Genomic DNA, 25020 nt, shown 5'->3' on the forward strand with positions numbered 1-25020 from the left:
GCTAAAGCTGGCTCGCAAAGAGTAGCGATTGCATCTGCTCCAGATGAAGATACGATTCAATTCGACTCCATCCAGCCTTGCTAATCAGACTATGTCTGACAACAAGCAAAAGAGGCGAAGCGTCTACCCGCTAATCGTCCGATTACCCTCAACAAAACCCTGACGATTGATGGTATCGATATCCCTGGTTTAACTATCAACGGTTGACAGGAGAAAAAATTTTCAATTTTACAACAGCGTTTCTAGAACCAACGCGATTTCTAGTCGCGATTGGACAACTGTGACTGTCTTGAAAAGTCCAGACAGATAACCCATTCAAATAACTACTTAGCAACTGATGAAAGTGGCTGAGAATTTATTACCAATTCACCTTACAAAATATTCGGAGTAAAGATAATGGCTGGCAAAACATACTACGTTTCTGGAACAGGCAATGATAAAAATAATGGCTTGAAAGAAGATACTGCATTTCGCAGTTTGGGTAAAGCCTTCTATGAGATGAAAACAGGCGATACAGTCTACGTCATGAATGGCACTTATGACAAAGGAGGGAACATTTTTAACAAAAATGGCTCACCAGACAACTGGACAACCATCAAAGCTTATCCAGGACATACGCCTAAGATAAAAACAACTACAACTGGGATTAATATATTTAGTTCATCTTACGTGCGGATTGAAGGACTTGAGCTAGAGGGCAATCGGGAAAACATCACTCTAGAATATGCCTTAAGTCAAAAGGATAATGTTAACAACCCCTTGACCTATGCTAATGGAATTTATGTATCAGCATGGAAAGATAGCCAGGGAGCGGGCGGTACTAATTCTCATCACATTGTCATTGCTGAGAATACAGTCCGTAACTTTGCAGGTGGAGGCATTGCATTAAGTGATACAGACTACATCACTGTTGAGAAAAATGTTGTGTCTGGAAACGCTTGGTATTCGCCTTATGGTAATCAGGGAATCACCGCACTTCGCGGTTTTAATTTCGATAACAATACTACTGACTACAGGATAATTTTTCGAGACAACATTGTCTACGATAATCAAAGTCTGGTTCCCTGGATAGTGGTAGGCAAAATCACTGAAGGGCACGGTATTATGCTTGATACCACTATGGAGACTAAAGGCGGCTCACCCTATACCGGTAAAGCACTAATTGCAAATAACACAAGCTACAACAATGGGGGTGCAGGCATTGAAATTTTTAAAGCTACAAATGTCGATGTCCTCAACAACACAGTTTACCAGAATGGTCGTGTTCTTAAAGAGCATGGAGAGATTGGTGTTTCTTATTCAGACAAAGTAGGTGTCTACAACAACATCTTGTACGCAACCAACAATCAAAAAGCGAACAGCATTAAGTTCGCCAAAAATATAACCTTTGATCGCAACCTTGTTTATAACTCGAATTTATTCCAAGCTTCAGATAATCTAAAAGCTACGGGATTGCAGAACATTTTGGGTAAAGATCCTCAATTTGTTGATGCGGCCAAAAAGAATTTTGCGCTCAAAGCTGGAAGTCCTGCGATCGATGCTGGTTCCAATGTCTTTAATGCCATAACTGGGAATATTCCTCTGGATGGTGATGGTAATGGTACTGCATTGATTGATATTGGCGCATACGAAGCTCCTCGCATCACTATTACTGCCCCAGAAATTCAAGTTCTCAATGGCACTGTTGACATTGCAGATGGCACCACTACCGCTATTAATTTTGGCGACACCACTGTTGGTGACACCCTGACTAAAACCTTTACCATCAAGAACACCGGTACATCTGCACTCAGCCTAAGTAACCTCAAACTTCCCGATGGATTTAGTTTGGTCGGTACTCTTCCGACGAGTGTGGCTGCTAATGCTTCCACCACCATATCGGTGGCACTCAACACCACTACACCAGGCACTTATAGTGGCAGCCTCAGTTTAAACAACAACGATAGTGACGAAAGCCCCTTTGACTTTGCGATTAGTGGCACAGTTAAACCCGCTCCTGCCCCAGAAATTCAAGTTCTCAATGGCACTGTTGACATTGCAGATGGCACCACTACCGCTATTAATTTTGGCGACACCACTGTTGGTGACACCCTGACTAAAACCTTTACCATCAAGAACACCGGTACATCTGCACTCAGCCTGAGTAACCTCAAACTTCCCGATGGATTTAGTTTGGTCGGTACTCTTCTGACGAGTGTGGCTGCTAATGCTTCCACCACCATATCGGTCGCACTCAACACCACTACACCAGGTACCTATAGTGGCAGCCTCAGTTTAAACAACAACGATAGTGACGAAAGCCCCTTTGACTTTGTTATTAGTGGCACTGTTAAACCCAAAATTATCAATGGTACCGCCGGCAATGACACCTTTATCACCCGATTAAACAATGGCAATGACATCATCACGGACTTTGGTGGTGTAGGTACTAACTCAAATCCTTCAGCTGCGGTGATTGCGAAAATAGACACTTTGCAATTTATTGGGGCTGGTTTGACTGCGAGAAATCTGCAATTAACTCAAAACGGCACCAATTTAGAAGTCACCTTTGAAGATGTGGCTAATACCAAAGTCACTCTGCAAAACTTTAAGTTAGAAAACCTGGAGAACTTAGTTGCATTACCAACAAGACCCGCCATCGGTAATATCCTATTTGACGGACAGACTAACTTTACCGACAACTTTGATGTGATTAATGCCAACTCCACTCAAACTAGCGTTTTCAACAAAAACACCGTCACCTTCCTCAATGATTTGAACAATAACATCGTCGGTTTTGACAACTCCAACGATGTGATTAATGGTCAAGGAGGTAATGACATCATTGATGGGAAAAGTGGTGATGATCTGCTGCGGGGCGGTAATGGCAATGATCTTCTCATTGGTGGACAAGGCAATGATGCTCTTGTGGGTGGTCTAGGTGCTGATTCTTTCCTTTACAACACCAATGCTGCCTTTACTAATGCTGCTGTGGGTATTGATACTATCACTGACTTCAACCGCTCTCAAGGAGATAAGATTGTTCTGGATAAGACCACCTTTGGTGCCATTACTTCTGTTGTGGGAACGGGTTTTAGTAACGCCAATGATTTTCAAGTCACCAGTCTAGGGGCGGCTAGTAATGCTGTGATTGTCTACGATCCTCTGACTGGGAATTTACTATACAATCAAAATGGCAGTGCTGCTGGTTTAGGCAGTGGGGGTCAATTTGCAAAACTCACTAGTGCGCCTACTCTGACTGCTTCCGATTTCATCGTTCAAGCATAGTTGGGCCCGGTCAACTGAGTGGAAGTGTAATCCAAATATGAACCCACTTTCAAGATAGTTTTCAATTCAATAGACTGCACCTATAGGGGCACAATAAATATATTGCGCCCCTACAATTTGGATAATACTAAATGAGTCGCATTTGAGTAGTGCGATCGCTAAAAATCTAATTAAAGATGGTACTTTTGAGTAGCAATATACACGAATTACAGCTATTTATAGATAGATGAGCCGTTATTTCATTGCCCTCCTACCATCCCAGGACATTCAAGACTACGCCAACCAGATTAAACAAGACTTTGCCGATCGCTATTCTAGTAGTGGAGCGCTAAAGTCTCCGCCTCATATTACCCTGCAACCGCCCTTTGAATGGGCAGATGCTAACTTACCACTACTAGAAGCATCCTTGAAGGAGTTTGCTCGTGAACAACAGCCACTAGTAATTACACTCAGGGGGTTTGATGCCTTTGTGCCTCGCGTCATATACATTAATGTCGTCAGAAGTCAAGAACTTTTGACTTTGCAAACTAATTTAATGGCTTATACAGAAAGTAACTTGGGAATTGTTGACCAGGTTTCTAAAACGCGCCCTTTTACGCCCCATATAACGGTTGCGTTTCGGGATTTAACAAAGCAGAACTTTAAAGCTGCTTGGCCAGAATTTGAAAAGCGTCAATTGCATTTTGAGTTTACTGCCGACAAATTAACACTGTTGCTTCACGACGGTAAGCGCTGGAATATTAAATCGGAGTTTGCTTTTTTGACTTGATGATAATTTAGGGTTTAACTTTCAGTGAGTTTCATCCGTAACAGGAAGAATTATTGTAAACTCTGTTCCTTGTCCTAAAACAGAATCCACCTTGAGCGTTCCCCCATGTCGCTCTACGACAATTTGTTGAGCGATCGCTAATCCTAACCCTGTTCCTTTACCCACAGATTTAGTGGTGAACAGGTAATCAAATACCCGTTGCTTCACTTCTTCAGTCATGCCGATACCATTGTCGGCAATCCGAATTGAAACTTGTTCTCCATCTTCAGAGAGACGAGTTTGAATTAAAATCTGATGGGGGGTTGCTTGAATATTTGCTAAATGGCGCTGCCGATGAGACTCTTCTAATGCATCGATCGCATTTGCTAGCAGATTCATAAATACCTGGTTTAGCTGGCCTGCAAAGCATTCCACTTGAGGTAAATTGCCATAGTCCCTCACCACCTCAATTGCGGGGTAATGTTCATGAGGTTTTAGGCGATGTTTGAGAATTAAGATGGTGCTGTCTATGCCATCATGTAAGTTGAAAGGAACTTTGTAATCCTTATCAGACCTGGAGAAGGTGCGGAGGCTAGTACTAATCTCATTGATGCGATTGACTCCTAGCTGCATTGAGTCGATTAATTTGGGCAAGTCTTCCCGTATATAATCCAAATCAATTGCCTCAATTTCGTCTTCCAAATCTTGTCCTGGATTGGGTAACTTTTCTTGATATAAGTTAATTAGCCCAAATAAGTCTTGCACATAATCTTGGGCGGGTTTCAAGTTCCCAGCAATAAAGCCAACGGGATTATTAATTTCATGGGCAACTCCGGCAACGAGGTTCCCCAGTGCTGACATCTTTTCATTTTGAACTAGCTGAAGTTGGGTTTCTTGGAGATGCTGGAGTGTCTGTTCTAGTTGGGTTGCCTGTTGACGAGTTTTGATTAGTAAATCTGTCTGTTGGAGTGCAACCCCCATTTGGGCAGCAATTTGTTGGGCAAATTGAATCTCGGAAGTTTGCCAGTGACGAGGTTGATCGCATTGGTGAATACAAAGCAGTCCCCAAAGTTCGTTGTTTTGCATAATTGGCACAACCAGCAAGGCTCTGATACTGAATTGCTCCAAAATCACCCGATGGCACTCTAGCACTTCATCTGCTTCGATGTCTGCCATTGCACAGAAACGTCCCTCTTTATATAGAGTTGCGTAGTTTTCGCCGAAGCAATGATCTTGAATTTTGATCGCCAAGGCAGAAGGAAATGCAGGTAGTACATCTTCGGCAATAAATTCGCCGTATTCGTACCCCGATTCACAATGAAACTGATAGATTCCCACTCGATCGGCGTTCAGAATGGGACGAATATTCTGGGTGACAGCACAAAATATTGCATCCATGTCTAAAGATTCTCGCATCTGGGTAACAACATTAAACAAGGTCTTCTGTTGGGCGAGCGATCGCTCCAATTGTTGAGCATAAGTCTGCGCCTTCTGATAAAGGCGGGCATTCTCCAGAGCGATCGCAGCTTGAGTACAGAGCAGATTCAGGATTTCGACGCGATCGCTTGTAAATACCCCAGTGGTTAATCTATTCTCCAAATACAAAATTCCCAACAGTTTGCCTTGATGAATAATCGGTGTACACAACAAACTTTTGGGTTGTTCACGAATAATGTAGGCATCACCCATTAATAAAGGATGGGTAGTTGCATTGATAATAGTCGAGGGTTGCCAGGTGCGTTTAACATTATTAATTAGTGAAATCGGTAGATCCTGTGAGTCTTCTAGAGGCAGCGATTGCATTACTGTTGATGATTGGCCAACTGTAGTAATTGCCTCAATCAGCAACCTTTGCTTTTCGAGTAATAGCAATACACATTTATCTGCTCCAGCATTTTCAATTACTACATTCAGCAATGTCGAAAGCAGTTTTTCTAGCTGAATTTCACTAGAGAGTGTGTGGGAAGCTTTGAGGAGTGTTGCTAAATCCAGTGCAACTGACACACCACTACTAGCAGATGTCGTGGAGTTGACATAATTTAAGTTGAAAGTGCCATTATCATCTGGGCTAATTGTGACATCAGCCATCATCTGTATTTTCTCTTGTTGCAGAATGGGAGCTAAAAGATGGGGATAGTCTCGTTCTAAATCCTCAACCTTGGCTTTTGCTCCCCAACGAGAGTATGCATAGTAGGCATTGAGTAAATAATCCTGAGCAATTCGTTCTTTGCCCCATCCCAAGTAAAATCGGGCTGCAAGTTCGTTGGCTAGAGCTTCTTCATTGAGGTATTGATTTTCCTGAGCTAAAGCAATGGCAAAATCATAATATTCAACCGCTTCAACTTTATTGCCCAAAACGCGATGACATTCCGCTTCCACTAAATAATACTTGTGCAGGTGATTTGCTGGAATATGGTCAGCCCATTTTTTGATCTTTTCCTGGTTGGCAATTACCTGTTGCTGAATGGATTGTTGTTCTGCTGGAGAAACTTCAGCATAGATAGCCAAATGTGCCAGAGAGTGGTATGTGTGGAAAACTGGAACTAGGAATAATCCTGTAGCACCACCCAAGTAATTTTTGATTGCGATCGCAGCTTCAACTGCTAGCTCAAACTTACCAAATGTATAGCAGAGGATTAGTTTGCTGACGTAGAAATAGCACAGTGCTGTTTGATCGCCTGAGCGCTGGAGGATTGGCAACATTTTCTCTTGATCGAAGGCATTACCAATCAGTTCCCATGCTTTTGGAGCATCGCCAATTAAATTCAAAATCCCTTGCTGAAAAATAGTTAAATGGCTGAGAAGACCTTCCTGTTTAAGATGAATCAGTTGATCACGGAAGGCAACACTTTCCCGCCTGAGATCACCCAGTTCTTTGCCAACAAACCAAGAGTGCATGACGTAAACGAATGCACAAATGGTAGCCGATTCTAAATCTCCTGTTTCCAGTCCACTTTGATAGCCTTCTCTGAGAAATGCTAAGGTGTTTTGGAGTGGCTGCTTCCAATGCCACACACTACACTGAACTCCGACATAGGTTCTGGCTTTCATTTCTTTGGCATTTAACCGTTCGAGCAACAAGTACGCCAGTTGTGCAAACTGATAGCCACACTCAATATCTCCAATTACCCCACATAGCATCAGTCCGTAGTAGGCATAGCCATTTGCTGAGTATGAGATATTGCCATATTGAACCGATAAATTCACCTGCTCAAGAATAATAAATGGTAAAAGAGATGGCGCGACAACATAAGCAGAAGAAGAGACATTTGCAAGAATCCTGATGGCGGCTATCTTTTCCGGCTCCGTCATCTGGGGTAAAGTAATTAAATCTAATGGTTGCCTACCTGCCAAGATTGAGTTAGTTGCCGCACACGCTTGGGCAATATTCGATTCACTCGGTTGCTGAGGAAAACTGACTCCGAGACACTCCAAAATCTCCAGGGCAATTTGCACTGCTTCTAGAAATTGATGTTGGGCTTGAGCTGCTTGAATTCTGATTTCATAGACTTTGACTGTATCTAACAGAGTGCTGGCATTTTCCAAAATTACTGCCGCAAATTGTGGCATCTGCTCTAGATTGCCACACAAATAAGCAGTTTCGGCAGCAGTTTCATAAAGAGCCAGAGTTAGCTGATATTGTGTTTGCCAGCGTTCCTGTGTCAGTAAGGTAATGCCGGTGGTGACATAATCAAATGCTGCTGTGTATGCAGTTGCGGCTCTTGCTTTCTTTCCAGCTTGCAGATTTAGTTGAGCAAGTTCAGTCTGCTGCGATCGCTCACTAATCAGATTTTTGCCAATATTAAATTGGTTGACAATTTCAAAAAGTTTTTCGTCTTGCTGTGCCAGAGTTGTATTCTTCAGCAGTAGTTGCCCAATTTTTAGGTGAGTTGCTTGTTTTTGCTCCTCTGGGATGAGAGAGTAGGCGGCTTGTTGGACGCGATCGTGCAGAAATTTGTAATTTGGTAATTGGCATGATTCACCTGATCTAGGCGATGTCTGGCGACAAGACGCTCCGGGACTGGGTATAAATTCCTCAAAATTTGGTGCAGGATTTAGACCCGCCATCAAATTATCCCAGTCCCCATTCCCTAATCCCCAATCCCCATTCCCCGACTTCTGGAAAAACTTATAAATTTCACTGGTTGGTAAAATCAATCCCTCTTGCAGCCCTCTCCACAAGTCTACGGCGGTTTCATCTGGGGATTTTTCATAGACAATGGCCAGGGTTGCCAGGTCAAAAGAGTTACCAATACAGGCAGCTAGTTTTAAGACACATTGGGTAGAAGTAGGCAACTTTTGGATTTGATGCGCCATAAACTCGACAACATCATCGGTGAGCGTCAATTCTTGAATTTGAGCAATATCCCCTTGCCAGTAACCCTTCTCAATATCAAAGGTAATCAATCTTTCTTCATACAATGCCTTGAGTAACTGGGTGACGAAAAAGGGATTACCCTTGGTTTTCCGATATACCAATTCCGCCAAGGGTACTGCTAGTGTTGGGGGACAACTAAGGGTATCGGCAATCAAATGATTGAGGTCGGATGGCTTGAGGGGAGTTAGGTTGATAGTATTAATTACCGCTCCAGTTTTGCCAATATCGTTCAATACCATCATTAGGGGATGAGCAGGGGAGACTTCATTATCTCGGTAAGCACCAATGAGTAATAGATAGCCATTTTCTGCCTCACTCATCAGTAGTTGCATCAGATCCAGTGATGCCGAATCTGCCCATTGCAAATCATCCAGAAAAATCACCAAGGGATGCTCTGGGGTTGTGAGTACCTGAATAAACTTTTGGAACAGCAGATTGAAGCGATTTTGAGCTGCACTTCCTGAGAGTTCAGGTGTAGGAGGTTGCTTACCAATAATCCGTTCGAGTTCAGGAATGACCTCAATAATCACCTGGCCGTTTTCACCCAAAGCAGAGAGAATTTTCGTCTGCCATTGTTCTAGTTGGGCATCTGTTTCGGTAAGTAGTTGCGCCATCAAGTCCCGTAATGCTAGGACAAAGGCCGAAAAAGGAATATTCCGCCCAAACTGGTCGAATTTACCTTTGATAAAGTAACCTCTCTGCCGGACAATCGGCTTATGGACTTCATTGACGATCGCTGTTTTGCCGATACCAGAGAAACCCACTACTAACATGATTTCTCTAGTACCACTACTAATCCGTTCAAAGGCTTGCAGTAGGGTAGCGACTTCGGTTTCACGACCATAAAGTTTTTCTGGAATGAGGAAGCGATCGCACACATCCCGTTGGGCAATTGGGAAACTTTCAATCCTACCCGTTTCCTTGAGTTTAGCCAAACAAATTTCTAAATCATATTTCAGCCCTAATGCACTCTGATAGCGGTCTTCAGCATTTTTCGCCATCAATTTCATTACAATGTCACAAAGAACTTCGGGAATCTCCTTTTCCCCCCTGCTCCCTGCCCCCTGCCTCCTGCCTCCTAATTTTTCTGGCTGTTTAGCAATGTGACAATGAATCAGTTCCATCGGATCATTAGACTGGAAGGGCAATTGACCCGTGAGTAATTCAAAAAAAGTCACCCCCAAGGAATAAAAATCACTGCGATAGTCGATACCCCGATTCATTCGTCCTGTTTGTTCGGGAGAAAGATAAGCAAGAGTACCTTCCAAGACCTGAAGATTTTTAATTTCCTGGGTTTCTTTGGGCAGCAGAGAAGCGATGCTGAAGTCAATCAGCTTAACTTGTTTTGTCTCTGGATGAATGACGATATTGGCCGGCTTGATATCTTTGTGGATTACCCGGTGCTGATAGAGTCCGTTGAGAATATCAGCTAGATGAATAGCGATCTTTAGAAATTCACTTAATTTTAGTGGCTGTATTTTAGTATATTGCCCAAGTGAAATGCCTCCAAAATCTTGCATCACTAGTGCATAGCTATTGCGATAGGTTTCTAGACTGTAGGGTTGAACAACACCAGGTAAGTCAAGATTTTTGGTGATTGTGTACTGATTGCGGAACTGCAACAGTTCACTAAAGGATGGATAATCACGTTTTAGGTATTTGATGATCACAGGCCGCAGGTCTATATCTCGAATACCCCGATAGACAATAGTCTTAGAACTGAAGTAAAGTTGCTCAACAACTTGATATCCTTCGATTACAACTGTCCAATCTAGTTCTATTGTCATATATGCTGACCTCATTCCAACAATCTATTCTCAATGGCTATAATAATTAAGTATTCCCAATACTCAGTTTTTTGTAACATCATAATGTATTTATCTGGACAATTTTTTTGAGTATGTTTTTTTTGATTAAAATTAGTTATCTATTATATTTTTTTAGTAATAGAGCTATTAAAATCAATAAGTAAAAATTACTACGTGGATAAATTGTGAGACATTCATCAGCTTCTTAATTAAAATTAACTCATCCCACAGCTAGAAAAAATCGCTTGTCCGACAACATACTCCCGCGATCGCTAGTTAGTTTTCTGTAATTGCCGTGAGAAAATCGAAGTCAGTGGTTATTGCTACTAATGACTAATGACTAATGATTAATGACTAATGACTAACCCTGCTACTTTATAAGGATAAGCTCTGGAATATGAAAAGAGAGTTTGTTTTTCTTTCTAGTCATCATTGAGCGATATTTTTGTGAGGGACGCTGGCGATATTTGATATTGGAGCTAATTTTGTTTTGGATTAATTGATGATTTATATATTCTCTCACCATCGGTGCTACAGAGAAAAGAGTAGCATTTTTATCTACTAAACAGCGTTCTTGTAAAGATTCTAAAGCATCAAGTAATTGTTGTGGTGATATGGCAGATGATATTTGCGATCGCAGTTCTGAAAATGAAGCTGGCTGAAAATTACTTGCTAACCAGTTAATAATGATATTTTCTGGATCTGATAGGTGGTTAAAATAGTCTTTTAAAAGCTGGCTAATCTCACCAAACACTAATATTCTTTGGTTCAAAAAGTCCGAAATATTCCCATCAAATAACTTGTGAATTTTACAAGAAACTAAATTTAATAACAATGGATTACCTGCATAGCTCTCAGTGAGTTGATACCAATCACTGCTTGAACCACAAAAAGCACCCTTGGCTTTAAATAATTTTTCTACCTCTATTACTTGTAAGCCTTTTAGTTGCAATGTCCTAACAGGTAATTTTTCTCCTGTCAGATGCCTAATTTTTCTTGGTGTTTCCTGAGTTGTAAGCACTAAGCAGCTTTGATGAAACGTTTCTGCCACTCGCCTTATGAGTTCGCTATAACCATCATAACCTTGACGATAATATCCAATATTATATTTACCTAAAGTATCTTGTAAAATTGTCTCTAGATTATCTAATATCAATAAACAACGAGCGTTTTTTAAATAATGAATCAACTGCGAAATTCTGCCGTCTAAAGTTTTTGGTAAATTATTTTCCTGCCCTTCTGATAAAATTTGAATTAGATCGGCTAACATATCTTCGACTGGTGGAGCATTGCGAAGACTGCGCCAAATCACAAACTCAAACTTATCTTGAATTTGCTCTGCTAGCTTTACCGATAAGCTAGTTTTACCCATCCCATCCATACCAAACAAAGTCACTACTCGGCAGTGTTCTTTGAGAATCCAGTGTTTTAGGGTCGTTAGTTCTGCTGTGCGTCCTAAGAATGCAGAGATATCGGGTGCTTCGCCCCAATCAGTTAAATTTTGGATTGAATGCTGATTACTAATTACTTCATCAGTGCGAGGTAGTTGATAATCACTGGGTTCAAGTAATAAATTAAAAGCCCGGAAACAGGTGTTTAGAGTTTGCTTGTCAACTCCCACTTGGCAGTGAAATACCTTCATCAGTGTATCTGGATCTAAGCCAGTGCGATCGCTTAAATCTTCCAAAGTGTAACGCTTATCTAAGTTTTCCCAACTTTGTGCTTGACATTTCGCCGTTTGAAGTTTCTGAAATCCTTGAGGTGTCAGAATAACACCCCGTTTGCGCCTGCGTTGTAGTGGATTCATTACTGTCCTTTCAGTTTTGTATATACATTCATAAACAGGACTTACGCAGACAACAGCCGAAACCCTAATTCTTAGGTAAGTATAATTCCTGAATACCCCAGAGCGCGTATAGTTTTGCGTAAGTCCTCATAAAGTAATAGTCAGTAGTTAGCGCCTATAATATGCCGCCAAAAATCTACTCCACTCAAGAGGGTGCTACAAAGATGAGATATGCTTTTCCTGAAATTAGGTTTGTTAAATATTATGAATATTTTGATTAAAAATACCTTTTTTGCAGAATTAACAGAGAGAAAGCAGAAGTTTTGCTGAAGTTATTGGTAGATGAAATCCTTGCTGGTTAAAGCTTTGAGATATTGACGACTAAAAAAGTTTAAGTTTATGTCTTAAGTTCCTTAACTTCGGTTGTTAGGGCAGGGTTACACGTGCAAAATACAAAAAGTTTTCTAATTCAAAAATCCAGTGAAAAATTTAAGTCGCATTTTTATAGTTCTCCTCACTTTTATTCTCTGGCTAGGTGGGCTGAGTCCGGCTTTCGCAGATGACAAAACAGTATTAGGTGTAACCAGTCTTTACAGTACTTCAGAGCAACAAGAACAAGGAGTTAAAGTCTATAAGGATATACTCCAATACGGAATTGCTACCCCTTTTTCTCTGCCTCCAGATTTTCAGATTCCTGCTACTAAAGCAGAGTTTGATCAAAAAGTAGTACCAGGACTAATCAAAGTACTTGGAGATGGTTCAGTTACTAAAGCTTGGTTTGACTTTCAGGCTGGAGAAGCTCAAATTGCTACCAAAGAATTGTTTAGTATTGATGCTCCTTTGGGGCAGAAAATATATAGTGTAGTAGCTGGAAAGCCTTTACAGCAATGTCCTCTCAAAATTCAAGATACTCAGATTGATTTCTTTCTAGATTCAGACAAAGCAGTTGAAAGAGCTAAAGAACTAGATGAGCAAGGTTACTTTATCTACGTTTCTCCTGTTAAGGAATTACGCAAGAAAGTTCTTGATGCTCTGTATGAGCAATATAGTGGAAGTAATAATCCATCTTGTTTCTTGGTTAACGGTACTACTCAGAAGATTACAGTTGATTTCCAAGATCCAGATATTTACCCTTTACTTCCTCCTCAATTGCAGTCGCCAGGAAAGAACAAACCACTCGTTTTCTTACCTAAGAGTGGAAATGAGTTTTTATACGTTGTTAATGCTAGACAATTACCTAGCTAGTACTCCACCAGATTAATTTTGATAAGTGCTTAGTGGGTAGCACAGCTAGCTGTGCTACCTTGCTGCGTAGTATCATCATCAATGGTTAAGAATAAGCGATCGCGATCGCTCTTTCTTTAATTCCCGGTGTGTAATCGCCTACCCCAAACGTCTCAAAGAAGCTTGTCATCACACATCGCTTAACTTTTGCAAAGCCTTGCAAACAAGAAATGTTAGATTTAGTTATTTCTACTTACTTAGTTTTTGTAAGACAAGATACATTAAATGGTAGTTTAGTAGCAAAGGAACCAAAAAGCATGGCCGTTAGTAGCCCTGAAGTCATCCGTCATATATTGATTGGACTGGGATATTTAGCTCCTGAAATTGATCCTAAGCCGGATCTGACTAAATTTGCTCCCTGGAAGCGGAATAACAACTCCTTGACAGATGATCCTACTGAAGAAGCAATTAAAAAGTTTCAGAAACAGTACTCACAAAAACTTGTGGTTAATGGTAACGCTGATTCAGAAACTCGAACTGTAATGGAAGATACAGTCAAAGGGCTTCAGAATAGATTGAAGTTTCACGGTTTTGCAACCAATGCCGAAATTCCTCCAGACAGGCCTTTTTATGGGCCGGCTACTTATACAGCAGTCAGAAAATTTCAGAAATCTCAGGGTTTAACTGAAAATGGCATTGCTACTATTGAACAGCGTCAAATTCTACAGCAACCTACTCTCACAAATAAGCCCCAACCCCAGCCCCAAACACAACTCAGACTGATAGATTTGTTGTTTCAATTCAAAAAGAATCCTCAAAATACTTCTTACATTGCAGCCCTAAATAACTTACAACAAAATCTACCCAAGGACGTTTTACACAAAGTTACTAACAAATGGAGGGGAACAAATGATCAAAATCCTGAGATTGTCAAGCTGACGAATCTATTCACTTATTATGATGACAACAATCAAAATCATCGTGATGCACTCAATCACTTACAAAGTCAGATTACCCCAGCCATCTCTCAAGCATTTTTAAGTCTCTGGAATAAGAAGTAAACAAATCTGACTTTTCACGTTATGTGGAAAAGGTAACGATTAACCTAACCCCCTAACCCCCTTCCCGATGCGGGAAGGGGGAAATTCAAAGTCTCTCTCCTTTTAGGAGAGAGATTTAGAGAGAGGTTTTCCAGATTCCGTGAAAAGTCAGGTAAACAAATAGAATGTAAAGTAAAGTGCTAAGTGCTGACTACAAACCCTCAAAACTAGCTTGACATCCGAAAATTAAAAACCAGGTTTCTGATCTCTGCTGAGTCGGAAACCTGGTTTTTTAACAATTCAGAATTCTGATTTAATACTCAATTCCCGGTTGCGCTTTAACACCTTGATCGCGGAAAGGGTGCTTAATTAAAGTCATTTCGGTTACTAAGTCAGCACGCTCAATTAAAGCAGGTGGTGCGCCTCTACCTGTGAGTATAACGTGTTTATTAGCTGGTTTTTGCGCCAAACCCGCTAAAACGTCTTCTACTGGTAAGTAAGCCATTTTGAGGGCGATATTGATTTCGTCTAACAACACTAGATGAAAGTCTGGGTTGCGAATGTATTCTAATGATTTTTCCCATGCGGCGCTAGCTTTGTCAAGATCGCGATCGCGGTCTTGAGTTTCCCAGGTAAAGCCTTCGCCCATTGCGTGAAATTCTATCTGGTCTTCCCAATAGCTGAAAACCCTTTTTTCGGAAGGTTCCCAGCTACCTTTGATAAATTGGATGATCGCTACTTTATATCCATGACCGAGCGATCGCAACACCATCCCCAAAGCCGCAGTAGTTTTACCCTTACCGTTACCAGTATTTACAATAATTAACCCTTTTTCTGGTACCGCTTCTGCTATCCGCTTGTCTTGCACTTCTTTGCGTCGCTGCATCTTTTTGCGGTACTGTTCATCAGTCAAAGATGAAGACATTACCTCATCAATCAAGCGCCCAATCTCTTGGTCTTGGTTCAATTCTGGTGGTGTATCGTTTTTCATCAAGCTAGTATGCAAATAACTGTTAAAAGTCTTGAGAAGGAAGCGAAATTATGCTTATAATTTTATTTTAGCTAAATCATATAAGTTGAATATCTCCACTAATATTTTATAGGAAAATATTGATCATGTCTTAGTCATTTTTAAGATGATTTGCATACAAGTGTGTAAAACTATATGATATACAAACTGAACTTATAATTTGAGTTTAATATTACTGTTTTAAATATTTTAATATGTTAATTAAAGCACTTTACCCAAGAAAACTTTGTTATTTTCTCTTTGGATACAGTCATCAGTTAAACTACAAACTGAGGGCATTAGCTTAACTATCAGGGGTTACGATATCTGATATCGGTAGTTATAGATTTATGGATGCTTTGGTATGAAATTATCACCCAAACTTTGTTATCTCCCTCATTCTTCGTCTTCATCCAATTCATCATCCTCACTCCAATACTGTTGAGGTGCATTTCCGTGAACTTCTAAAATTTTTGCTTTTTTGATTTTGTTATCAGGTGGATTAATTGCTTCTAACTGCACATCAAATTTCCAATTGTCACCAAAATCATAAAGATAGGTCATTTTACCACCTGGTTCGAGAGACACATCACCAATCTGCACTTGGTCTGCAAATGGGGGTGTTTCCATATAGGCATGACCGATTTTTATTATGCGGCCAAAACGGTCTTTATAACTAAACTCGTACAGGTGATCGTAGTCAAAGTCAAAAGCATCGAGAATTATCTCTGCTAGCCAGCTTAATGGTTTTTTTGCTGGGATAGCAATGCGTCGCCAAGCCTTAAAAAGGGATACTTTGAAAATATAAATCCCATCGGTGAAGCCTTGCTTGGGAACAAGTAAATTATGTTTCCATTCTGGAAAAAGAGGTTGCAAATGTGACTGCAATTTTCCAAAATTCACATTTACATCATCCTGTAGTTCTCCTCGTATCCCCAATGGAAATAGTAATTGCAACAGAGCATCTCCAAAGGGCAAGCGTTGTAAACTAGTTATGCGCCATCCTTTGCCTTCTTGTGGTTTCCCATGTTTGATAGATAAAAATCCAAATAACTCTAACAGGGCAACATTATGCAAACCGGGATAATAACTAATATTGTTTTGATCTTCATATTTAGTAAATTTTAAACCTTTATCTGAGACACGAGGCCAAAGTTGAATACATCGAAATAAATTCCCTAATGAATCTTGATGTTCACCCAAAACTTCGTTATTTCCCCAAATCAACCAGGCTTCTAATAAGTTGAAATAGCGTTCTGTTGGATTGAGGCTTGACCAGGATTGTAAAGTTGCTGCGTCTAAAACTAAAAACTGCTTCTTCCCTTGGGATCTAATTTGGGCTATTCCAGAACTGCGTAATAACAGATATAGTCCATTAATGTATGGGTATGATTTCTGTACGGGGCGTTTGAGTTTAATTTCAATTGGGTGACTTAACCGAGAATTAACTTCTGATAGGACTTTTAGCGGTAGAAGGTTATTAACACTACTAACTTCTACTCCATTTGGTTGTAAGAAATCTATCAGAATTTGAAAGTCATGCAGAATTGTACCGGGTTTATTTTCATCAATACTGAGTTCTTGTAGGAGTTGTTGTTGTGACTCTGTTATAGAAGGCAGTTCAGGATTGAGTGTGCGTTCTAGTCGCGCAAATAAATCTTCCATAAATAAAAATTCTAAATTCTAAATTCACAATTTAACCTTCTGTGTAACCTGTTTTATTTATACTATGACTACAGAAGTTAACCTGATAAACATTGACATACCAAGTATCACAACAGGGCTATTAACACCGTAAGTTTAATGAAATGTGAATGATAATATTTTCACCTTCTACTTGACAATCCCAGGAATTTGATATGAATAGTAACACTCGCCTACAGATAATTTTAGCTGATACACGTATTAATACAGTATTACCTGCGATCGCTCAACTAAATCTACCTAACTGGTGGTTAGCTGGTGGCGCAGTCCGAAACACCGTTTGGTCTTCAATTTTTGGCAATGACTGTGGGTTAGGAATTAAAGATTTTGATATTGCATTCTTTGATATAGAGGGGAACCGTTCTCAAGAACTAGCAGCAAAGACGACTCTCACAGAACAATTTCCTCATGACCAGTTTGATGTCAAAAATCAAGCCAGTTTTGCTCGTTGGCGCCTTGGTAGCAGACCCTACATTAGTACAGAGGATGGCATCACAGATTGGCTGCACACCGCTACAGCTGTGGGAGTTCGACTAGATACCCAAGGTCAATGGCAATTTTTCACACCCTACGGATTAGATGACCTATTTGGTGGCATTATTCGACCTACGCCAACGCATACTCATAACTTAGATGCCCACAATAAAGCCTCTGGGTTTTTGCAAAAGTGTCCTTATCTGCGGTTGGCATAAAAGTTACAGTCGGGTTGTAGCAACTGGTTTGGGTGACAAGGAAATAATCGCTTTTTAATTTATAACCCTTGGATACAGAAGCACAATGTTAATAATTTTCTACGTATTGGGAATAATTAAACTAGAACCCCGAACGGGGTTAATGCTAGTTTTGTAACTTTATAGTCGAAAATCAATGCCAAATCGTACTGGATACCAAATCAACTCGACTCTCCACGAAGGAATCCAAACAATTATTTATCAAGCACAAACGCCAAAGACGCAACAGCGAGTTATCCTCAAGCTGCTTAAAAATGAATATCCGACTCTCGAAGCCTTTACTCGTATTAAAAATGAGTATCAAATTCAGCAAGATTTAGACCATCCTAATATAGTTAAAGCTATCAGTCTAGAAACCTTTGAAAACCGTGTAGGACTATTATTAGAAGACTTTGGTGGTCAGTCTTTAGCTCAACTGCTACAAACAATAAAACTTGACTTAATTAACCATTTAAAAATTGCTATTCAACTAACTAAAGCTTTAGATTATTTACATAAAAATCAGATTATTCATAAAGATATTAAACCTAATAACATCATAATTAACTCCCAAACAGGTATTGTTAAACTCACTGACTTTGGTATAGCCTCCCGTCTCAATAAAGAAAATCCCCAATTTAATAACCCTAACTGCGTTGAAGGTACACTTGCCTATATGTCTCCTGAACAAACTGGGAGAATGAATCGCATTCTTGATTATCGCACTGACTTTTATTCCCTTGGTGTGACTTTATATGAAATGTTAACTGATAAAACACCATTTTTTAGCCAAGACCCCCTAGAAGTAGTTTATAGTCACATTGCAGTTCAAGCGATAAACCCCCAATCATTAAATTCACAAATTCCTACCGCCGTTTCTGAAATTGTGATGAAGCTGATGGCAAAAAATGCGGAAGATAGATATCAAAGTGCTACAGGATTATTAGCAGATTTAGAATCATGTCTCAATCAGTTAGAAAACAAGGGAATAATCACTGATTTTGTTCCCGGTCGTTTAGATATCTTGAGTCAGTTATTAATCCCTCAAAAATTATATGGTCGTGAACAACAAGTCAATGAACTGTTAGCTGCATTTGAGCGCGTTACATCTGGAACTAGTGAAATGATGCTAGTTTCTGGTTATTCTGGTATTGGCAAATCAGTTCTAGTGAATGAAGTTAATAAGCCCATTACTCGCAGACAAGGGTACTTTATTTCTGGTAAATTTGACCAATTAAAGCGAAATATACCTTATGCTTCTTTAATTCAAGCTTTTGCTTATTTGATGCGGTATTTGCTGACAGAAAATAATGAACAGATAGAAATATGGCGGAATAAAATACTATCAGCTTTAGGAACAAATGGTAAAGTTATTACTGACGTAATTCCAGAAGTAGAATTAATCATTGGTACACAGCCAGAAGTTGCCGAAATTGGGGCAACAGAATCACAAAATCGCTTCAATCATGTTTTTAAAGAATTTATCCAAGTTTTTACCCAAAAAGAACACCCCTTAGTCATATTTTTAGATGATTTACAATGGGCAGATTCAGCCACATTAAATTTAATCCAACTGCTCATAACTGATACCGATAGCAAATATTTTCTATTTATCGGAGCATATAGAGATAATGAAGTTAATTCGGCACATCCTTTAATTCAAAAAATAGAAGAAATTAAAGATAGTGGCACGGTAGTTAATAATATTATATTACAACCTTTAAATTTAGAAAACGTAACTAAGCTAGTTGCCGAAACTCTCCAAGAAGGAGAACCTAAACAGGATAACGACATTAGATTATTTAACAATAAAATTATTCAATTAGCCGAATTAATTTGTAACAAGACAGGTGGAAACCCATTTTTCATAACACAACTAATTCAGGCACTTTATCAAGAAAATTTACTAAAATTTGACTTTGCCAATGCTAGATGGCAATGGAGTCTAGAGGATATACAAGCAATTGGAATTACTGATAAAAATGTAGTTGAGTTAGTTGCCAGTAGAGTTGAAAAACTACCAAGTTTCACCCAAGATGTTTTAAAACTAGCAGCTTGTGTGGGTGACAGATTTAGTCTGGATGTTTTATCGATAGTCAATGAAAAATCACCTTCTTTGACAGCTAATGATTTACACTCTGCTTTGCAAGCGGGATTAATTCTACCTTTAAGTGAAGCTTACCGTATTCCTTTAGTTTTTAATCAAGAAGAAGCAGTTAATTTAAATCTCGACACTTCACGGGTAGGTTATAAGTTCTTACATGATAGAGTACAGCAAGCAGCATATTCATTGATTCCAGAAGAACTCAAAAAATCTACTCACCTGAAAATTGGGCAATTGCTTCTCCAAAATATACCTAAAGAGGAAATAGAAGCTAACATTTTTGATATCGTCAATCAGTTGAATGTAGGTATTGTTAACCTGATAGAGCAATCTGAAAAAACTGAATTGGCACGATTAAATCTAATTGCAGGGCGAAAAGCTAAAGCTTCGACAGCTTATGAAGCGGCTCTGAAATACTTCACAAATGGGATAAAACTTTTAAATATAGATGCTTGGGAAACTGAATATACCTTAACTATTGGTTTATATGAAGGAGCCGCAGAGGTAGCTTATCTGGGCGGTGATTTTGAGCAGATGCAACAATGGGCTGAGGTGGTGCAGCAAAAAGCCAAAGTTCTTCTAGATAAAGTGAAAGTCTATGAAGTACAGATTATTGCTTCTATCATTCAAAGCAAGCAACTGAAAGCCATTCAGATAGCTGTATCAATTCTGCAATTGTTAGGAACAAGTTTTCCAGACGAACCCACATCAACTGATATTCAGCAGGGGATGGATGAAATCGCTGCTTCTTTGAAATGTAAAGCCATTGCAGATTTAATTAACTTACCATTAATGACTGATCCTAACAAGATTGCAGCTATGAGAATCTTAATGGGAGTTCTCCCGGCAGCTTTTCAAACTGCTCCTGCAATGATGCCAATTATTGTCTGTAAAATGGTCAATTTGTCCTTAAGATATGGAAATACGGCTGTATCTGCTTATGGTTATAGTCTTTATGGATTACTTCTTTGTGGAGTTCAAGGAGAAATTGATTCTGGCTATGAATTTGGTAAATTAGCTTCACGTTTGGTATCACAATTTAATGCTGAAGAACTCAAGGCTAAAATTCTGACGGTTGTTAGCGCTCATGTTATGCATTGGAAAGAGCATATTCGTGAGACATTAACATCATCAATGGCAGGATATTCTAGTGGTCTGGAAACTGGAGATTTAGAATATGCTGGCTATTGTGGTTACATTTATCCCTATCATTCATTTTGGCTGGGTAAGGAACTTTGGGTTCTAGAAAAAGAACTGATAGCTTATTGTGATTCGCTGAAAAAAATCAAGCAACAAGTAGCTTTTACTTGGAACTCAGTATATTTGCAAACAGTTCTGAACTTGAAAGGAAGTTTTGAAAATGTAGACTGTTTAATTGGAGAAGCTTACGACGAGCAAAGTATGCTACCAATTCATCAGCAAGTAAATGATCTTTACACAATTAACCATTTATTTGTTAATAAACTAATGCTCTCTTATATATTTGGGGAGTATTTTAAAGCTGTAGAAAATGCTGCGATAGCAGAAAAATCTTTAGGTGGTGTTACAGGGTTGTTTGTTGTTCCACTGTTTTATTTCTACGATTCTTTAGCTCACTTGGCAATATATCATACTGCTAAAGAGGCAGAGAAGCAAGCTATTCTAGAAAAAGTCCGAGCTAATCAGCAAAAGATGGAACTCTGGGCTACTCATGCTCCTACGAATCACTTACACAGATTTTATCTCGTTGAGGCAGAACGGTATCAGGTTTTAGGTCAAAAGCTGGAAGCAATGGACTACTATGAACACTCTATTGCCAAATCTCAAGAAAACGGTTTTCTTCAAGAAGAAGCTTTAGCTTATGAGTTAGCTGGAAAATTTTATCAATCTCTAGGTAAAGAATTAATTCATCAAACGTACATAACTAAAGCCTATTATGCCTATATTCGTTGGGGTGCGATCGCTAAAGTTAAACACTTAGAATCAAAGCATGTTTTTCTAGTAGGACAAACTACTCCTATAGAAAACAGTACTTCAAAAATAGATACAATTCATCTTACCACTAGCACTACTACCAATAGCAGCTTGAGCGATTTTTTAGATTTTAATGCATTCATTAAGTTTTCACAAGCGATTACTAATGAAATTGTTTTAGAAAATTTGTTAGGCAAGCTGATAAAAATTTTACTAGAAAATGCTGCCGCGCAAAAAGCAGTACTACTCCTAATTAAAGACAATCATCTGTATATCGAAGCTTCTGGAAATGCTGCTGATAATGTGGTGACAGTTTTACGCTCTATTCCTGTTGAAACTTATCAGGATTTACCGCTCTCTGTGATTAATTACGTTTTCCGAACTCAGCAATATCTTGTATTAAATGATGCTATCCTCGCAGAACCTTTTAACCTTGATATCTATATTCAGAAATTTCAAACAAAATCAATTTTTTGTTTGCCAATTATGTACCAATCACAGCTTACTGGGATTATTTATTTAGAAAACCAGTTATCATCAGGAGCTTTTGTTCCAGAAAGGGTAGAAGTATTAAAAGTCTTAGTTTCTCAAATGGCTATTGCCATCGAAAATGCCAGCTTATACACAAGAGCACAAGAAAAATCTAAGGAATTAGAACAGTCAATAAAAGATTTACAAGAGGCGCAACTACAAATTATCCAAAGTGAAAAAATGTCTTCTCTGGGGAATTTAGTTGCAGGTGTTGCACACGAAATAAACAACCCCATTGCTTTTATTACAGGTAGTATTGCCCAAGCAAAAGATATTGTTAAAGATTTAATCGATTATCTGCAACTATACCGAGAAAAATTCCCAAATCCTGGTGCAGAAATTGAAGAAAAAGCCGAAGAAATAGATATAGATTTTCTACTAAAAGATTTACCAAAAATGATTGATGGTATGACAGTGGGGACACAGCGTATTCGGAATATTAGTACATCTCTCCGTACTTTTTCTCGTGCCGATACTACATCTAAAGTATTAGCGAATATCCATGAAGGTATTGATAGTACTTTAATGATTTTACAGCATCGTCTGAAAGCTGATCATAATCGTCCCGCCATTCAAATAGTTAAAAATTATGCATATATTCCATCAGTAAAATGTTATTTGGGACAATTAAATCAGGTGTTTATGAATATTATTGCCAATGCAATTGACGCTTTAGAAGAAGCAAATATAGGTCGTAGTTTTTTAGAAATTCAAGAAACTCATCCTAATATTATTACTATAGAAACTTATCTACAAGTAGATAACGAAAACGTGGTAATTAATATTAAAGATAATGCCAAGGGAATGACAGAAGAAGTTAAAAACTCTATTTTTGAGAATTTATTTACTACCAAATCTGTAGGAAAAGGTACGGGATTAGGATTATCTATTAGTCGGCAAATTATAGTAGAAAATCATGGTGGAAGCTTGGCTTGTGAATCTGTCTTAGGAGAAGGAACACAATTTATAATTTCTATTCCTATTTTAGGAGAATAAAGAATTCTGATAGTTGTAGCCGCAGAAACCCGATTTTTTTAAAATTTTGGGTAAATTATCACGAATAATTTAGGATTGATATAGTTATTATATTTGCTTTCTTACAATTGATAACATAAATTTATCCTCTATTAATAAAACCATGTAAGTAGTAAGTTTATTACTTAATCAAATCTACATAAACTTAGTTGTAATTAATACCTGAAATTGATCATATACCTGCTATAACTAATTGTATACATCAAATCGTGTCCTAGTTTTATCATTCACTATAAAACAGATTTTCTGGCGTATACAAAATGTAATTGCTAGAAAGTTATGCAAATAGTTTAGCTATTTTAATGAGCTACAACTATCAGCTAAAGATTTAGTTTATGGTAAAGTGCAAGATGCGAAAATAGTAAAAATTAAGGTGGCTATCCTGTGGAAAAAAGAAGAGACAATGGGCGAATAGTTAAAAATGCTATCTCGTTTCTGTTAAATCGAATAACTCTAGTTGTGATTGCAGTTGCTCTTGTGCTGTTTATTGGAGGTAGGTTTGAAATAGCAAGTGCAACTCAACCTAATGCAGAATTAGAAATTCAAAAATTAACATCTTGTTATGCGCTGGGAACTGACGCTATTGGTAGAGGAAATCTACTAGAAGGAAAGAATATTTATCGGGATTGTTTTACTCAAGATTCAGTCCTCACTGCTATTTTTCCTGATGGCGCAAGTGAAACACGTTATGGGACAGATTCTTGGGCAGATTTTGTCTATTCAGTATTTCAAGGAAATGGATATCAAGCTACCCAACACCTAATAGGTACGATAAACATTTCAGTTGAGAATAATAAAGCAACAGCAACCTCTTATCTCCATGCGACTCACAAACGTTCGGAAACCAGCATTGATGTCGCTAATGGCACTTATGAAGATAAAGTCATCAAAACAAATGGGCGCTGGAAAATTCGTAATCGTACTCTCAAGCTTATCGATTTCTTGAATCTCAGTTCCCCAACTACTTCTTCTTCAAGCACTAATGCCAGAAGCACTAATTCCTCAGCTACTTTTGTCAGACCAAATATACCTCATTTAAAAGAATAATTCTTCAGACATGAATGGCACTAATATGGTTTGGATAAATATTCTTTACCTCCCTTGTGTTCTAGGAAAAGGGTAAGGAGAAAAAGTAAGGGGTGAATTTAAATATTCACCCCTTTTTATTTTGCTACCTAACCGAAACATAGTGCGAGATAAAAACAGCATAGAATATCCTAATTTAAGCGTTAGCAGACCTTTAGAATCACCCTTTATTCTGCTTGATGTATGAGTAGAGAAGTTCGCGATCGCTCCGAGGATTTACAATTAAGCATGGACTATTCCCATGACTTCTATTACTTACAAGAGCAACAGTAATACCCATTCGGGGACAAACCCCTAAGCAACTGGTGCTAACCACCCGAAATTCCCCCCATAAACCCTCAAATTTCAAACGAGATTTCAACCAATTTTCTAAGTCTTCGGAAGCACTTGAGCCTGACTGCTCGTTTGCACATTGTGAACACACAAGCACCAAACCAGACTCCCATCGGGGAGAAACAGTTGGAATGGAAGTTTCTAATGGGCGAGAATTTATTACAGGCGATGGTTGCTGAGAATTAGATGAAAACTCCTTGAACATACGTCGGAGTAACGCTTTAATACGCTGGATCAATTTCTTCATGGACGACCCCCACCTATTTCTCTGACAGGATAGTGTAAATTTCCTGTTTAGTCTGTT

General features: G+C 38.9%; 12 protein-coding genes. 7 read left to right on the forward strand and 5 right to left on the reverse strand.

The window, feature by feature from the left end; genetic code table 11:
* Positions 1-396 precede the first annotated feature (396 nt).
* Both ACWATR_RS20740 and ACWATR_RS20745 read left to right on the forward strand, forming a co-directional pair.
* Positions 397-3267 (forward strand): choice-of-anchor D domain-containing protein, encoded by a 2871-nt coding sequence (locus ACWATR_RS20740; protein WP_460336446.1) that lies wholly within the window; start codon positions 397-399, stop codon positions 3265-3267.
* 226 nt (positions 3268-3493) lie between these two features.
* A complete protein-coding gene (locus ACWATR_RS20745; protein ID WP_460336449.1) occupies positions 3494-4036 on the forward strand; it encodes a 2'-5' RNA ligase family protein in 543 nt (180 codons plus the stop codon).
* Between the two features lie 21 nt (positions 4037-4057).
* Here the strand turns inward: ACWATR_RS20745 and ACWATR_RS20750 are convergent, their stop codons facing one another.
* Positions 4058-10180 carry a trifunctional serine/threonine-protein kinase/ATP-binding protein/sensor histidine kinase gene (locus tag ACWATR_RS20750; RefSeq protein WP_460336452.1) on the reverse strand — a complete coding sequence of 2041 codons (6123 nt, stop codon included), beginning with the start codon at positions 10178-10180 and terminating at the stop codon, positions 4058-4060.
* Between the two features lie 391 nt (positions 10181-10571).
* Positions 10572-12008 carry an NB-ARC domain-containing protein gene (locus tag ACWATR_RS20755; protein ID WP_460336455.1) on the reverse strand — a complete coding sequence of 479 codons (1437 nt, stop codon included), beginning with the start codon at positions 12006-12008 and terminating at the stop codon, positions 10572-10574.
* 459 nt (positions 12009-12467) lie between these two features.
* On the opposite strand from ACWATR_RS20755, the gene ACWATR_RS20760 reads away from it, so the two are divergent.
* Complete coding sequence (locus ACWATR_RS20760) at positions 12468-13232, forward strand: hypothetical protein (protein WP_460336458.1); 765 nt, start codon at positions 12468-12470, stop codon at positions 13230-13232.
* 209 nt (positions 13233-13441) lie between these two features.
* Positions 13442-14272 (forward strand): peptidoglycan-binding domain-containing protein, encoded by an 831-nt coding sequence (locus ACWATR_RS20765; RefSeq protein ID WP_460336461.1) that lies wholly within the window; start codon positions 13442-13444, stop codon positions 14270-14272.
* A 292-nt stretch (positions 14273-14564) separates the two neighbouring features.
* Here the strand turns inward: ACWATR_RS20765 and cobO are convergent, their stop codons facing one another.
* Both cobO and ACWATR_RS20775 read right to left on the reverse strand, forming a co-directional pair.
* Positions 14565-15242, reverse strand: a complete 678-nt coding sequence (gene cobO, locus ACWATR_RS20770) for a cob(I)yrinic acid a,c-diamide adenosyltransferase (RefSeq protein ID WP_460336464.1) — start codon at positions 15240-15242, stop codon at positions 14565-14567.
* Positions 15243-15656: 414 nt separating this feature from the next.
* Positions 15657-16925: a plasmid pRiA4b ORF-3 family protein gene (locus ACWATR_RS20775; protein ID WP_460336467.1), complete on the reverse strand. Its 1269-nt coding sequence runs from the start codon at positions 16923-16925 to the stop codon at positions 15657-15659.
* 194 nt (positions 16926-17119) lie between these two features.
* Here ACWATR_RS20775 and ACWATR_RS20780 point away from each other — a divergent pair, with 194 nt between their 5' ends.
* The 3 genes from ACWATR_RS20780 to ACWATR_RS20790 all read left to right on the forward strand — a co-directional run bounded on the left by ACWATR_RS20780 (position 17120) and on the right by ACWATR_RS20790 (position 24344).
* Positions 17120-17656: a nucleotidyltransferase family protein gene (locus ACWATR_RS20780; RefSeq protein WP_460336470.1), complete on the forward strand. Its 537-nt coding sequence runs from the start codon at positions 17120-17122 to the stop codon at positions 17654-17656.
* A gap of 175 nt (positions 17657-17831) precedes the next feature.
* Positions 17832-23258: a trifunctional serine/threonine-protein kinase/ATP-binding protein/sensor histidine kinase gene (locus ACWATR_RS20785; protein WP_460336472.1), complete on the forward strand. Its 5427-nt coding sequence runs from the start codon at positions 17832-17834 to the stop codon at positions 23256-23258.
* A gap of 423 nt (positions 23259-23681) precedes the next feature.
* Entirely contained in the window at positions 23682-24344 is a 663-nt protein-coding gene (locus tag ACWATR_RS20790; protein ID WP_460336474.1) for a nuclear transport factor 2 family protein, read from the forward strand.
* A gap of 199 nt (positions 24345-24543) precedes the next feature.
* On the opposite strand, the gene ACWATR_RS20795 is transcribed toward ACWATR_RS20790, so the two are convergent.
* Positions 24544-24963 carry a hypothetical protein gene (locus ACWATR_RS20795; RefSeq protein WP_460336477.1) on the reverse strand — a complete coding sequence of 140 codons (420 nt, stop codon included), beginning with the start codon at positions 24961-24963 and terminating at the stop codon, positions 24544-24546.
* Positions 24964-25020 lie beyond the last annotated feature (57 nt).

This window comes from Nostoc sp. UIC 10890, from assembly GCF_054786515.1.